Below are 13,664 nucleotides of genomic sequence, written 5' to 3'. Positions count from 1 at the left end.
TGCTAAATCCAGGGTACATTTTTAAAATCAAAGAAAATATGTGTTTGCACTTGATCTGAAGCATTCACTATTCGCCAGATGTCAAAGCAACCGGAGGTAGTCATGAATAAAGCATTAAGAAATCCAGTGGTATTTTTCCTATTCGTTCTTCCAGCATTGATGTTGTTCACGATGTTTTTCATTTACCCCATTTTTAGTTCTATTTATTACAGCTTTACTAGTTGGAACGGTGTATCGGAGACGGTTAAATCAGCCGGGTTAAGTAATTATGAGAAAGCACTAGGAGATGAACGATTCTGGATATCCGTTAAAAACAACGGTTGGTTTATTCTTTTCTCCGTATGTATACAGGTACCGTTGATCGTATTCTTCTCGTTATTGATTTCTAATGTGAAGAAGTTAAAGGGCTTATATAAGACAGCAGTCTTTATGCCTTCCATTATGTCTACAGCGGTTATCGGTATTCTCTGGGGGTTTATCTATGAGCCCAACATTGGACTTTTTAATAAGCTCCTTAGTCTAGTAGGAATTAATCCTATTTACTGGCTGTCAGATGAAAGATTTGCAATGCTTTCTATTTTGTTGACGAATGCTTGGCAGTGGACTGGATTTTATATCGTTATGGTCCTAGCGGCGATTCTAGCTATTCCTGGTGAATTGGATGAAGCTGCAGCCATTGACGGCGCAACTGGATTTCAACGCGCTACTCGTATCACGCTCCCACTAATCGTACCGATCATCTCGGTTGTAATTATGCTATCCATTGCTGGAGCAATGAAAGCTGCGGATATCGTCATCGTTATGACTAAGGGGGGACCTGCAGGTTCAACCGATGTAATGGCAACATACATGATTAAATATGCGATCACGAACTTTAAGTATGGATACGGAAATGCCATCGCTGTCCTGATCTTTGCATTTACACTGGTGGTTACAGTCCTTTATCAGCTGCTGATTGCACGTCGTACAGAAAGGATTGAATACTGATGCCACGCGCCCTGAAAAAGAGTCTGCCACATATTGCCCTTTTATTCTATTTGTTAGTGATCCTGTTTCCTTTCCTATTCGTATTATTCTCATCTGTGAAAAAGGATAATAATGAGATTGCGCTTAATCCTTTTGGCATCCCCAAGGAATTCGTCTTCAATAACTACGTGGAGGCTTGGGTAAATGCCAAGATTAGTACTTACTTTTTCAACAGTTTGTACATTTCGATCCTTGCCTCTGTAGTGTCCATTCTGCTTGCGTCTATGTTTGCTTTTGCGGTTACGCGGATGCGTCAGGGGAAATGGAATACTATTTTGTTCTCACTGGTTTTAGTAGGAATGCTCATCCCGAATAATGCTTTAATGCTGCCGATTTATACGATTGTACGTAAGTTAGGAATACTGAACACCCACTGGGCGTTGATCATTCCTTATATCGCCAATGCGATTCCATTTACCATCATTATTTTAGCAGCATTTATGCGAAATTTACCTAGAGAAATAGAAGAAGCTGCGGTCATGGATGGCTTGAAGGCACCGGGTATCTTTGCTAGAATTATTGTACCTCTAACGGTTCCGGCTATGGTTACTGTATTCATTGTTAATTTCCTGGGAAATTGGAACGAGTTCTTGCTAGCTAACTACTTCCTGTCGAATGACGAGCTGCGAACGCTTCCAGTAGGTATGGTCCAATTCCGGGATCAATACCAGATGAACTATGCACAAATGTCAGCCGGTATCGTCTTCAGCGTACTGCCGGTAATTATCATTTATGCAATTCTTCAGGAGAAGATTATTGAAGGTGTAACAGCGGGCGGCGTAAAAGGATAACTTTATTCTCAGTCAGGAGCACTAGCCGATGAATTTGCGCTATAAATTATTTACGGCATTTTTGGGCCTGATTATCATTCCTTTATTTATTCTAGGCATGCTTATGTTTTTTGTGACTTATAATTCTATTGAAAAAAAGTACAGCCAGCAGTCGGAATACTCACTTAAAGCGATTAGTTACAGTATTTCTAATGTATTAAAAGATATGGATAACGTTACAGACAACGGAATTGCTACCTCGGTGTTTCATATGGCCCTTAGTGCAGATGATCCTAACAACCAGGATTTGACTGATGCTGAGCAACTGAATCTGAATGCGAGCCAGCGCAATTTCCGTAGTCTGTTGTTTAATCATCCATCGATCAGTTATGCATTTTTGTACAATTTTAACGGTAGAGGTAACTCTGAAATCGTGTCGCTTTTTAACAAGGAAAATTTCCGAACGCTACCCTATGATACATTCAAAAAAAGTGATCTGTACCAGGAAGTTATGGACTTAAATGGTGTGCCGAAATGGCTGGCTCCTCACGAGTATCCCGAGCTTACGGGTACTGAACCTGTGTTTACACAAATTCGGCTAGTGAAGGAATTGAGCTTCTTTCAGAACATAGGTATCCTAGTTGTGCAGATCAAGAATTGGGAGTTCGAATCCATATTTCGCAATTTAAAAATTGGGGATAGCAATCAGGATGTTTCCTTTATGCTTGTAAATGATGATGGAATGATTCTTTTTGACCCAGATCAAAAGCTGGATGGACAGGATTTCCAGTCTTTCGCGGATAAAGAGATTACCTTTAAAAAAGGGTTTCAGAGTTTCAAAACAGAGTACAACGGGGAGAAAAGCATTCTTTCCATGTATCATTTGAAGGACTATCCATGGAGTCTGGTATCTGTGACTTCTTGGGATACGTTGTCTCATGAAGTTACAGTATTTGCTCGCTGGTTCGTCGCTGTGATTTTCCTTTGCTTATTGGCAGCTGTGATCTTCAATTTATTTTTTATGAACCGGATTACCGGCGGCATCGCTGTCATTGTTCGTTTTATGCGCCGGGTTGAAGACGGAGATCTGACCACTAGGGTAGAAGTTAAAGGGAATGATGAGCTAACGCTGCTTGCTAAGGGTTTTAATGACCTTATGGATAAAATCAATGGGTTGTTTAACAGAATTCATGTGGAGCAGCGTCGCAAGAATCAAGCTGAGATGCGTGTTCTGCAGGCACAGATTAAACCACATTTTTTATTCAATACATTAGAATCAATCAATGTTCTCGCTATACAGAATGAAGGCAAAAAAGTTAGTGAGATGGTCTACAGGCTGGCTAGTATTTTGCGAATCAGCATTCAGGATCGGGAAGAGATTACACTGGATGAAGAAGTTAAACATTTACGCAATTATTTGGATATACAAAAATTCCGCTTTGAAGATTTGTTCGAATACGAGATCGATATTCCGAATGAATTGATGAGTTGCGGTATCCTTAAACTCACGTTACAACCGCTTGTAGAGAACAGCATTCAACATGGATTTGAGGGCATTGATTACAAAGGTCATGTTTCTGTGAAGGTTTGGGAGAAGCAGGGGGATTTGATTTTACGTATTGAAGATAATGGTATTGGTATTACACCTTCTCAGTTGGCTATTTTTCAATATATTGTGAATGATCCTGTGGAGCAAGAAGTTAAGGCTGAACGGGATAACCGGATGAATCTTGAACGCAGAGGTCTTGGTATTCGCAGTGTAGCAGATCGCATCCGCATTGAATACGGTGACAGGTACGGAATATTTATCTGTTCTAGTCCAGGTCATGGTACTATTATCCAATGTGTCATACCTAAATACGAGCAGGGGGAAGATCATTATGCTAAAAGTATTATTGGTTGATGACGAAGCCCCAATTCTGAATAATCTGAACAGGGTGTTGCCTTGGCAGGAGATGGGGATGGAGGTTGTCGGTATGGCGCGAAGCGGAATGGATGCTTTGCGTATTGCCGAGGAGAAACAGCCTGATCTTGTGTTATGTGACATCCGTATGCCAGTGATGGACGGGTTAACTTTTATCGGTAAGTTGCGGGAGATGGGATTGGATAGCGAGGTGCTGCTTCTTACCGGATATCAGGAGTTTGATTATGCACGGGAAGCGATTCGGCTAGGTGTTAAAGAGTATATTTGTAAGCCGATACATTATGAAGAGCTTGGCAATAAGGTACGGGAGATTGGGGCTAAGATCCGTAGTAAGCAGTTTAAGAATAAACTGTATAATAGCATTCCAATTTTTCAGGAAATCCCTGAAGGTGAAGATGATTCTGGCAAAAAAACACCGGATCAGCTGATGAACCAAGCAGCTAAGTACATCACAGAACATCTCCATTCAGATATTGGGATTGAGGAAGTGGCGAATAAGATCGGGATTAGTGGCAGTTATTTCTGTCTCTTGTTTAAGAATCGTTTTGCTATGACTTTCGTGGAATACGTGACCCTACAACGAATTGAAGCTGCTAAGTTTATGCTAACTAACAGCGATAAGAGTATTACGATGATTGGCTCGGGAGTTGGCTATCAGGAGCGGCGTTATTTTACCAAGGTATTTCAGAAGCAGACAGGAATGTCGCCTAAGGAGTATCGCGACCGATGCCGGACCGAAGTGCAGTGAGGTTAGCTGCTGAGTGGTGAGGTTAGCGTCGCTACAAGGAATGTTTGTTGCTGAGTGCTGAGGTTAGCGTCGCTCCAAGGAATGTTTGGACTTCCGGTCGCTGTTATCCTCAGATTTCTTGATTAGAAACCGCTATTAGCGGTTGAAATCCGAGGATAAAGGCGAACGCTACGCTCCTACAGTTCCAAACTTCCTTTCCGTTCCTTCTCCCTCACCCCTCTTCGTAGTAGTATAGGGGCCGTCCCACACCTGCGGATGTGGGCCTCTCTGGGAACACAAGGACTGATTGCCTAGTTAATCTAAGGCAGAAATTATCAACCAGCCCTTGGCTGTGATGAAGAGAAAAAGATTATCAACCAGCCCTTAGCTGTGATGAAGAGAAAAGATTATCAACCAGCCCTTGGCTGTGATGAAGAGAAAAAGATTATCAACCAGCCCTTAGCTGTGATGAAGAGAATAGATTATCAACCAGCCCTTGGCTGTGATGAAGAGAAAAGATTATCAACCAGCCTTGGCTGTGATGAAGAGAAAAGATTATCAACCAGCCCTTGGCTGTGATAAATGCGATTAAGGTACATAAGCTATGATTAATTAAATTTTTTGCCTCTATTAGAGGCTGAAGAGATGGTTTTCCTCGATTTTCGAGGATAATCGTCTCTTTTTTTATAGAAATATAATATGTTCCCTATACTCCCATAAATTATCATATGTTTTAATTAGAGTGTAAGGAGGATACACAAAACGTTAGGCAAGCAAGAGTAATTGGGGCTTAAGAATGGGATGATGGAGAATGGGGGAACCAAAAATGAGTGTGACGAATCCTTCCGTCAGCTTGTCAGAAGTAAAGAAACCAGGCAGGGGAAGAACGCCGAATTTTCTTAGAGTAATGAAGAAATATTGGGTGTTCTATTTGATGATGTTACCTGCGATAGTGATTCTAATCATCAATAATTACATACCGATGTTAGGGACGGTAATTGCATTTAAGGATATCAATTACCAAAAAGGGATTCTGGGTAGTGATTGGGTCGGGTTAGCGAACTTTAAATATTTAATCTCGACGGAGACGGCCTGGATCATTACGAGGAATACGTTATTGTATAATACAGCGTTTATTATACTGACGCTATTTTTTTCGCTGGCTTTCGCAATTATGTTTAACGAAATGCGCAGCAGATGGCTATCGAAATTCCATCAAAGCGCTATGTTTCTCCCTTATTTTCTCTCTTGGGTCGTCGTAAGTTACTTAGTATACGGCTTTCTGAGTGCAGAGCATGGGTTCATGAACAAGACATTACTCCCGTTCTTTGGGGTAGATCCTATCGAATGGTATTCACAGTCCAAATATTGGCCTGGGATTCTAGTAATCGTGAAGATATGGAAAGAGATTGGGTATACAACGGTTATTTATATGGCCGCTATTATTGGAATAGATAATGAATATTATGAGGCTGCACTAATTGATGGAGCTTCTAAATGGAAGCAGATTCGAAAAATCACACTGCCGCTAATCAGCCCAGTTATTATAGTAATGACGCTGCTGCAGATAGGTAGGATTTTTAATGCAGACTTCGGATTATTCTTTCAGGTTACGAGAAATGCAGGAGCGTTATACTCGACGACGCAGGTTATCGACACATATGTATATCAAACCTTCCTCGCAATCGGTGATATAGGTATGTCTTCAGCCGCGGGTCTCGTTCAATCTGTTGTAGGATTTCTATTGATTTTCTTAGCGAATCTTGCAGTGCGGCGAATCAGTAAAGATGATGCTTTATTTTAAAGGGAGGTGGGAGTGTTGAGCCAGACAGAAACAGCATTAGGGTCGTCACGGCGTACAGGAAAGCGCACAAAACGGCAAAGACAACCCAATGAAATATCTAATATATCTAATTTGCTAATTAATATATTCTTTTGGATATACACAGCGATTTGTGTGGTGCCGCTGATCCTCGTAGTTATTGTATCGTTTTCGGACGAGAATTCCGTTATCCAGAACGGCTACAGCTTTTTTCCTAACAAGTGGGATATTTCTTCTTATGAATTTCTGTTAAAAGATTATTGGCAAATTATCGATGCAGCTTCCGTTTCGTTATTTGTGACTGTGGTGGGCACGATTCTGAGTCTTATCATTATGGCTATGTACGCTTACCCTATCTCACGTGGAGATTTTCCACATCGTAATTTCTTCTCATTTTTTATGTTTTTTACAATGTTGTTTAATGGGGGCCTTGTGCCTTGGTATCTGGTCTACACGCGAATGATGCATATGAAGGATACGTTATGGATTCTAATTATGCCGCTGCTGGTTTCTGCTTTCTTTGTTATCATCTTACGGACCTTTTTTGCCAATACCATACCGCCAGCTTTAATCGAATCTGCTAAGATCGATGGGGCACCAGAATTCCGGATCTTCGTTCAAATTATTTTGCCTTTGTCTATGCCAGTGTTAGCTACAGTAGGTTTGTTTCAGACCCTGGCCTATTGGAATGATTGGTACCTTAGTTTGATCTTTATCTCACCCGAAGGTCATGTCAATTTACAATACCTAATGTATAAGACGATGCTGAATGTTCAATTCCTGACAGCAAGTCCTCAGGCGATGGCTGCCTTGGCTGCACAGGGTGTAGAAATCAATATTCCAACAGAAACGGTAAGAATGGCGATGGCTGTTATTGGTATCGGACCTATCGTGTTTGTATATTCCTTCTTTCAGAAGTATTTTATTAAAGGGCTTACCGTGGGTGCTGTCAAAGGTTAAGGATGATTGTAATGGCTTAATTCGGCCGCTTTATGCTAAGGTGTGAACGGCCGATTCAGCATATATAAAAATTTTGAGGGAGGTTATGGTGTATATGAAAGCTGTTAGAAAAAGCGCACTAATGACACTATTGCTAACGATGGTACTGAGTCTTAGTTTAGCAGGCTGCGGTGGGAATAACGGGAATAATGAAGCAGCTTCACCTGCTCCAAGCGAAAATGCAACCGCTACCAATGCTGCTACGGATGAGCCAGCCGCGGATCCTACTGCCGAACCGGCAAAAGAATTGGAGCCTTATACCGTCAAGTTAATTTATGTCGGTGCCGTGCAAAAGGATGAAAAAGCTGTAGAAGATGAAATCAATAAGTTATTGGAACCTAAAATCAACGCCAAATTGGATATCGCACCGATCGATTGGGGTCCATGGGACAATGATGTCAATCTGAAAATTGCGAGTCAGGAAAAATTCGATATCATCTTTACAGCTCAATGGAAGAACTACGTAACGAATGCAGCTAAAGGCGCTTATCTCCCGATTAATGACGATAGCGGCAAATATGGTAATCTCCTAAATGAATACGGCCAAGGGATTCTAAAAAATCTGGATCCACAATTCTTAAAAGGTTCAGCGATCAATGGTGTGAATTATGCTGTTCCTACAAACAAGGAGCTGGCTGCACAAGGTGGGGTTGTCTATCGCTCCGATATTGCGGATGAACTGGGCATCGATATGTCGAATGTGAAATCCATTCAAGATCTGGATGCAGTTCTCAAAGTAGTGAAGGAGAAAAGACCTGACCTGACTCCATTGTATTTCAAACAAGGTGAGACCTTTAACTCACAATACATGGCACAATACGATACCCTTGGTGATGCTGCCATTCCTGGTGTACTGCTTAAAGATTCCTCAGATACTAAGATTCAATCGATGATTGAGATGGATCGTTATAAAGAAATCATTAAACTTACTCGTGAGTATATGAAGAAAGGTTACATTAACAAAGACGCAGCTGTTGCTACGAATTCGACTCAGGATGCAATGAAGGCTGGCAATGTCTTTATGACAGTGCAATCGCTTAAACCGGGTAAAGATAGTGAGCTGGCTAATGCTACCGGCTTGGTTGGCAAGCTGAAACAAATTGCATTCAATGATCCAACGATTTCTACAAGTGATGCTGCTGGATCGATGCTTGCGATCTCCGCTTCCTCTGGTGATCCGGCTCGGGCCATGATGGTGCTAGATATTCTGCACACAGATAAAGATATCAACAATCTGCTTGTTTTCGGTATAAAAGGTGTGCACTATGAAGTCGTAAGTGGTGATACGATCAAAGCTACAGATAAAACAGCTGATTATAATACGGCTGCAGCTTGGATGCTTGGAAGTCAATTCCTGAACCCCGTGTGGGAAAGTGAAGCTCCAGACAAATGGGAACAATTCAAAGCCTTTAACTCTAAAGGTAAAGCCTCTGTAGCGCTTGGTTTCAACTTCGATGCCTCCTCAATGAAGACTGAAATGGCTGCTTGTAAAGCTGTAATGGATGAATACGACATCAGTTTGGATACGGGTTCTGTTGATCCTGATACCGTACTGACTAAGTATGCTGATAAGCTGAAGAAGGCAGGGCTCGATAAGATTATTGCAGAGAAACAAAAACAGCTGGATGCTTTCCTGGCTGCGCAAAAATAAAGCGAAAATGAATTCAAAAAAGGCTCTCCCCGGCAGGTTAATTTAGCCGGGGAGAGCCTTTTTATGATAGTACTTAGCGGAAGGAGCTGTCTATTTGCTTTGCGGCTTGAACAGCAAGGGTCCAAGCCAGTTTAGGAGTTAGCTCGCCTTTTTCAGCTTTGGTCAAGTATTCGAGCATGCTTGTCTCCACGTCAGCGTGATGAGGGCCGTAGTAGGTCGGAATTACTGCTTTTGCTGCTGACGAAAGGGTCAGACCAAGCTCTGAATTAGGAAAATAGGGATCGTGCAGATCGTGGATCTCTGGGTCATCATAGATTTCGGGGGTGGAAGGGAAAGCCCCTTGTACCTTGAAAGAAACCAATTGCTGCGTTGGTTCGGTTAGCCATTTAATAAGAGCAAAGGATTCATCAGGATGATTACCTGTCTTTGGTAAGGTCAGAACGGAGCCTCCGCGATTAGCACTGTTTTCTGGGATTTGTGTTACATTCCATAAACCGCTGGCAGTTGGAGCACTGCTCTTGATATGACCAATCATCCAAGCCGGACAGAGCATGACTGCAAAATCTCCGTTGAGCAGGCCTGCACCCCAGCGTTGGGTATCCACTGCAATACTGGCGGACAGATTTAGCTTAAGGGCTTGAATTGAGAAGTCCCAGGCTCGTTTGACCGCTGGATTATTGTCGAGGATCAATTCTTGTGTTGTGGGACTGTAATATTGAAGCTTGGACTGACGTAGAAGGGTGAGATAGAGGTTCTCCAAGTCATTTACAAAAGCTTTTCCTGTTCTCTCCTGTACTTTGGTGCCCGCTTCAAGGAATTGATCCCAAGTTTGGATTTCTTTAGCCACTTCCTCTGGTTTAGTAGGGAGGCCTGATAATGCGAATATATCCGTTCGATATAACATGGCATAGGGTCCAATTTCCGTTGGTAATCCGAAAATAAAATCATTACCCAGCACCTCCTGCCACTTCCAATTCAGAAATTGGTCCTTCAGATTGTCAGCTTCAAAGGTTTTTAGATTATAAAAATAATCAGGAAATTGTTTGAAGCGATCTAAATAGCTAATATCAATGGCAGCCACATCCGGCGAACTATATCCAGCTGCGAACGAGGTCTGTAGCTTGGCTGGAAGCTGCGTGGAGGTGGAGGTCTGAATATGAATCTCTAGCTCGGGATGCTGGGATTGATATTGGTCAATGAGCGACTCAAGACCTGATCCAGCAGTGAGCCAGATGTTCAGCTGTATCGGGTCTTGTAAAGCGGTATCTTCCTTGGAAGGGGAGAGCTGACAACCACTTGTATTAAGTAACAAGCCAAATGTTAATAGGACAGTAATCAACTTACCATTTACATTCAAGAGAAACACACCTCTGCTTTATTTGTTGTGCTTCTGAAATTCCTGAGGAGTCATCCCCATGTATTTCTTGAAAATGAGACTGAAATACGCAGGATCCTTAAAACCTACTAATTCGCTAACCTCATATACCTTGAGAGTAACATTCTCTAATAATTCAGTAGCTTTTTGAATACGAAGTTTGGTAAGAAAGCTAGAGAAAGGCTCCCCTACATCATCTTTAAACAATCGGCCGAGATAGGTAGGATTCATATACAGTTCGTCTGCGATCATCTTGAGGGAGAGATTTTCTTGGAGCCGGGAATTCATAACCTCAATCATCATAGAGATTACCCTGCGCGTTGCCTTTACTTGTAGTTGTTCAGTGAGCTGTGGAGAAGCCGAATGCATGGAGAGGTCTCTGAAAAAGATAACGGATGGCGTACTCTCTTTTTTGACCTGCTGACAAGCTTCCAGACTCTCATGATAGGCGGTTGCGAGCGCCCCCAATTGATAGTGAGGGTTGGAGACCCCTGCACAAAATGGCGATTTCAGAATGCCTGATAGCTTATGCAGCAGCTCTTGTGTCAATACCTCATCAACGCCGTTAGGCTGCTCAAGAGGATAGAATAATAGCATGATGGCTTCCTGCTCCTCTTGAATGCCAACAACGTTGGCGTACAGCGCAAAACATTCTTCTAATATATTTATAACTGCTGCATACATGGCTTGTTCCGACCAGTTCTGAGGCATGCCCACTCCAAGATGGTTTACGGTTACGACTACAAAGGAATGAAAAGGAGGAATAAGTTGTTCTTCAAAATAGGGCAACGGGATGCCGTAAAGAAGATCAGATAAGCGTTTCTCCCGAAGGTTTTTTTCTCTTAGCTGCGTTAATTGCCTCTGCTGTTTCTTCAATTGAAGACGTTCATATACGCCTGTTGCGACTTCAAGAATATGTTCTACTGAATTTGGTTTAACCAAATATTCCTTTACACCATAACGGATGGCTTGACTGGCATAGGTGAAGTCCTGATAACCTGTGAGCAGCACGGTTTCAGTGTCTGGATAACATTCATGGATATGCTTAGCGAGTTCCAGCCCATCCATGCCGGGCATTCGGATATCGGATATCACCAGATCAACCATATGCTCTTTTAACAATTGCACAGCCTCTAAACCGTTCTCTGCCGAGCCAATAATGCTAAAGTTGTGATTCGCACTTCCCAGCATTTCTGACAGAGAACGGCGAACAAAACTTTCATCGTCCACGATTAACACATTCATCGTTGTGCCCCCTTAACTTTGATCATACTGTAATGGAACAGTGACCTTCACAAATAAGCCACCAAGCTCGCTTGTTGATAGCTGTAGACCAAATTCCTGTCCGTAGATTAGCTCTATGCGATGATTTAGATTAGATAGTCCAATTCCGGTATGAAGCAGCTTCTCCGGATTAACCTCACCGCCGACTAATGCGTCTGCCATACTTTCCTCGCTCATGCCGTCCCCGTTGTCTTCTACAGTTAACACCAGAGATGTTCCTTCACTATAGGCGCGTATGCGAATTAGCCATACTTCCCGAAGTGTGGGTTCAAGTCCATGAGTAATGGCATTTTCGACAAGTGGCTGAAGGGTTAATTTCATAAGCTGGCCATTCATAACCTCAGGATTTACAAAAAGATCAATCTGCAATTTGTCCTCGTAGCGCAGCTTCTGGAGAAAAATGAATCGTTCTAATTGCTTTAAATCCTCCTCAACTGTAACGAATTCGGATCCGCGGTCAATACTATAGCGGAGCAGATCACTTAGAGCGAGTACCATTTGGGACTCTTCCTGCATGCGCTTGTTGGCGAGCGACCAATAGATTGTATTCAAAGTGTTATAAAGAAAATGCGGGCGGAATTGCGCTTTGAGTGCTACGATCTGAGCTTGCTTTTCACTGATTTGTTTGCTGGATAGGTCAGCGATAGTATGATCCAGGTTTTGGAGCATCGAATTATAGCTTGAATAAAGGATAGCCATTTCTTTGTTCATGGTTGTTTTTACAAAAGGTAAAGTAGTTCCCCGTTCGACATTGCTCAGCTTGGTTGCCAGATTACGAAGGGGCTTGGATAGGGTCCAAGAGAAAAAGAAAGTGAATAGTAGGGCAGCACCCATCCCCAGCAGGCCAATTAAAATAATATTCCGGCGAATCGTATTTAAATCTTTAACAGCGTCTTTAGAATCAATGTAAGCAAAAACGCTCCACTCGCTATAGTCGGAATAGGCATAGGATACGAACAGATTGCGTGAGTTTATTTTTTGTGGAACGATTCTGGCTTTATGATTGCTGAATTGTTTTAGAAGCCCGTCGTTCATATAGAGTCCAATTTCTTTTGGATCTGTGGAATAGACAATGGTATTAAATGAATCAACAACTTGGATTTTCTCGTTTTTGCCGAGGTGAAATTGGCTGACAGCGTTATGGATAACCTCGACAGGGAGGACAAGAAACAGGGTTCCTAACCGGTTTAGATCATTCCAATCATTAATTTGTCTGGCTCCCATCACCACAGGGATATTACCGTTCTGCCATACATCTACACCGAACCAGACCATTCGGCCTTTATTCTGTGCTATAGCCGGAAACCAATAAGCATCGCAGATTTCCTTTTCGCTGTCCCAGATGACCTTTAAGGAACTGCTGTTGGTATACACCTGATCATCGGACAGACCGAGCAGCTTGAACTGGATGTCAGAGTTTATGGAACGTGTCTGTTGATCTATGTAACGAGTAATTTCCATGGCGTCTGTACGAGGTGAACGTGACAACGCTAAGTCTCCCAAGGTTTCTTGAATCAAGGGACTGAACATGATCGTAGAAGAAAGCTTATCGTTATCCTGAAGAATTGCGTCCATTTTACCTTGAAGTTGCTTGACGGATTCCAGGATATATTGGTTGGAGCGGTTTAGAACAGCTTGAGAGGAAGAGCGGTAGGACAAAAAAATGGTGAATCCTACGATGGTGAAGATGATTAGAGAGAAGCCCATGATTAATTGAACGAGGATGGAGATTTTTTTGGACATGTTATCCCTCGCATGTAAAAGATATTCTTCCATACATTGTAACAAAAGCAAATGAAAGCGAATATAGTCAGACGAAAAATAAACATATTTATAGAAAAAATCTCATTTTTTTCAGGGGAAACAGCGTGGTTGTCCAACAATATTTAATACAGCGTTAATCTTTCTTTACTTAATAATGAAACTTTTTATGGTGGCATGCGTCTAATACTATGTTTGTTATGACGATCGTGGCAAAAGCTTTTTGCCGCCCTACCGTGGGTGGCAGCATTTTGCGGGGAATATAAGAGGAGTATGAAAAAGACAGAGACCTACTTATATTTACAAATAGGAGCAGAGGAGTTAT

General features: G+C 42.2%; 11 protein-coding genes. 8 read left to right on the top strand and 3 right to left on the bottom strand.

Annotated elements, in window-relative coordinates; all coding sequences use genetic code 11:
* The first annotated feature begins 102 nt into the window (after positions 1-102).
* The 8 genes from MHH50_RS21930 (at position 103) to MHH50_RS21895 (ending at position 8,919) form a co-directional block, all read left to right on the top strand.
* Positions 103-987: a sugar ABC transporter permease gene (locus tag MHH50_RS21930; protein ID WP_340033379.1), complete on the top strand. Its 885-nt coding sequence runs from the start codon at positions 103-105 to the stop codon at positions 985-987.
* Positions 987-1,817 (top strand): carbohydrate ABC transporter permease, encoded by an 831-nt coding sequence (locus MHH50_RS21925; protein ID WP_036682912.1) that lies wholly within the window; start codon positions 987-989, stop codon positions 1,815-1,817. Before MHH50_RS21930 ends, MHH50_RS21925 begins: the two co-directional genes overlap by 1 nt.
* Before the next feature lie 28 nt (positions 1,818-1,845).
* Positions 1,846-3,699: a sensor histidine kinase gene (locus tag MHH50_RS21920; RefSeq protein WP_076129629.1), complete on the top strand. Its 1,854-nt coding sequence runs from the start codon at positions 1,846-1,848 to the stop codon at positions 3,697-3,699.
* Entirely contained in the window at positions 3,677-4,468 is a 792-nt protein-coding gene (locus MHH50_RS21915) for a response regulator (protein WP_036682908.1), read from the top strand. Before MHH50_RS21920 ends, MHH50_RS21915 begins: the two co-directional genes overlap by 23 nt.
* A 372-nt stretch (positions 4,469-4,840) precedes the next feature.
* Positions 4,841-5,026, top strand: coding sequence for a hypothetical protein (locus MHH50_RS21910; protein WP_340033378.1), 186 nt, complete (start codon positions 4,841-4,843; stop codon positions 5,024-5,026).
* A 232-nt stretch (positions 5,027-5,258) separates the two neighbouring features.
* Positions 5,259-6,251 (top strand): ABC transporter permease subunit, encoded by a 993-nt coding sequence (locus MHH50_RS21905; protein ID WP_305953563.1) that lies wholly within the window; start codon positions 5,259-5,261, stop codon positions 6,249-6,251.
* 15 nt (positions 6,252-6,266) lie between these two features.
* Positions 6,267-7,229, top strand: a complete 963-nt coding sequence (locus tag MHH50_RS21900) for a carbohydrate ABC transporter permease (protein WP_081387086.1) — start codon at positions 6,267-6,269, stop codon at positions 7,227-7,229.
* 94 nt (positions 7,230-7,323) lie between these two features.
* Complete coding sequence (locus MHH50_RS21895; RefSeq protein WP_076278408.1) at positions 7,324-8,919, top strand: ABC transporter substrate-binding protein; 1,596 nt, start codon at positions 7,324-7,326, stop codon at positions 8,917-8,919.
* 73 nt (positions 8,920-8,992) lie between these two features.
* On the opposite strand, the gene MHH50_RS21890 is transcribed toward MHH50_RS21895, so the two are convergent.
* From MHH50_RS21890 to MHH50_RS21880, 3 genes are read right to left on the bottom strand one after another with little or no spacing between them, the layout of a single operon-like run.
* The gene (locus MHH50_RS21890; protein ID WP_076278407.1) at positions 8,993-10,276 is read right to left on the bottom strand and encodes an extracellular solute-binding protein; all 1,284 of its coding nucleotides are present in this window, start codon (positions 10,274-10,276) and stop codon (positions 8,993-8,995) included.
* An 18-nt stretch (positions 10,277-10,294) separates the two neighbouring features.
* Positions 10,295-11,539, bottom strand: coding sequence for a response regulator (locus MHH50_RS21885; RefSeq protein WP_076184175.1), 1,245 nt, complete (start codon positions 11,537-11,539; stop codon positions 10,295-10,297).
* A 12-nt stretch (positions 11,540-11,551) separates the two neighbouring features.
* The gene (locus MHH50_RS21880; RefSeq protein ID WP_340033377.1) at positions 11,552-13,321 is read right to left on the bottom strand and encodes a sensor histidine kinase; all 1,770 of its coding nucleotides are present in this window, start codon (positions 13,319-13,321) and stop codon (positions 11,552-11,554) included.
* Positions 13,322-13,664 lie beyond the last annotated feature (343 nt).

It is taken from the genome of Paenibacillus sp. FSL H3-0302 (assembly GCF_037982245.1).
In the GTDB taxonomy this organism is placed as follows: Bacteria; Bacillota; Bacilli; order Paenibacillales; family Paenibacillaceae; genus Paenibacillus_AQ; species Paenibacillus_AQ odorifer.
The sequence above is the reverse complement of the archived record's forward strand: the minus strand, read 5'-3'. Positions and strand labels throughout refer to the sequence as shown.

Excerpts from the sequence above, each read along its gene's own strand:
- MHH50_RS21920 (WP_076129629.1), top strand. The coding sequence starts at position 1,846 with ATGAATTTGCGCTATAAATTATTTACGGCATTTTTGGGCCTGATTATC.
- MHH50_RS21880 (WP_340033377.1), bottom strand. The coding sequence starts at position 13,321 with ATGTCCAAAAAAATCTCCATCCTCGTTCAATTAATCATGGGCTTCTCT.
- MHH50_RS21910 (WP_340033378.1), top strand. The coding sequence starts at position 4,841 with ATGAAGAGAAAAGATTATCAACCAGCCCTTGGCTGTGATGAAGAGAAA.
- MHH50_RS21930 (WP_340033379.1), top strand. The coding sequence starts at position 103 with ATGAATAAAGCATTAAGAAATCCAGTGGTATTTTTCCTATTCGTTCTT.
- MHH50_RS21915 (WP_036682908.1), top strand. The coding sequence starts at position 3,677 with ATGCTAAAAGTATTATTGGTTGATGACGAAGCCCCAATTCTGAATAAT.
- MHH50_RS21925 (WP_036682912.1), top strand. The coding sequence starts at position 987 with ATGCCACGCGCCCTGAAAAAGAGTCTGCCACATATTGCCCTTTTATTC.
- MHH50_RS21905 (WP_305953563.1), top strand. The coding sequence starts at position 5,259 with ATGGGGGAACCAAAAATGAGTGTGACGAATCCTTCCGTCAGCTTGTCA.
- MHH50_RS21895 (WP_076278408.1), top strand. The coding sequence starts at position 7,324 with ATGAAAGCTGTTAGAAAAAGCGCACTAATGACACTATTGCTAACGATG.
- MHH50_RS21885 (WP_076184175.1), bottom strand. The coding sequence starts at position 11,539 with ATGAATGTGTTAATCGTGGACGATGAAAGTTTTGTTCGCCGTTCTCTG.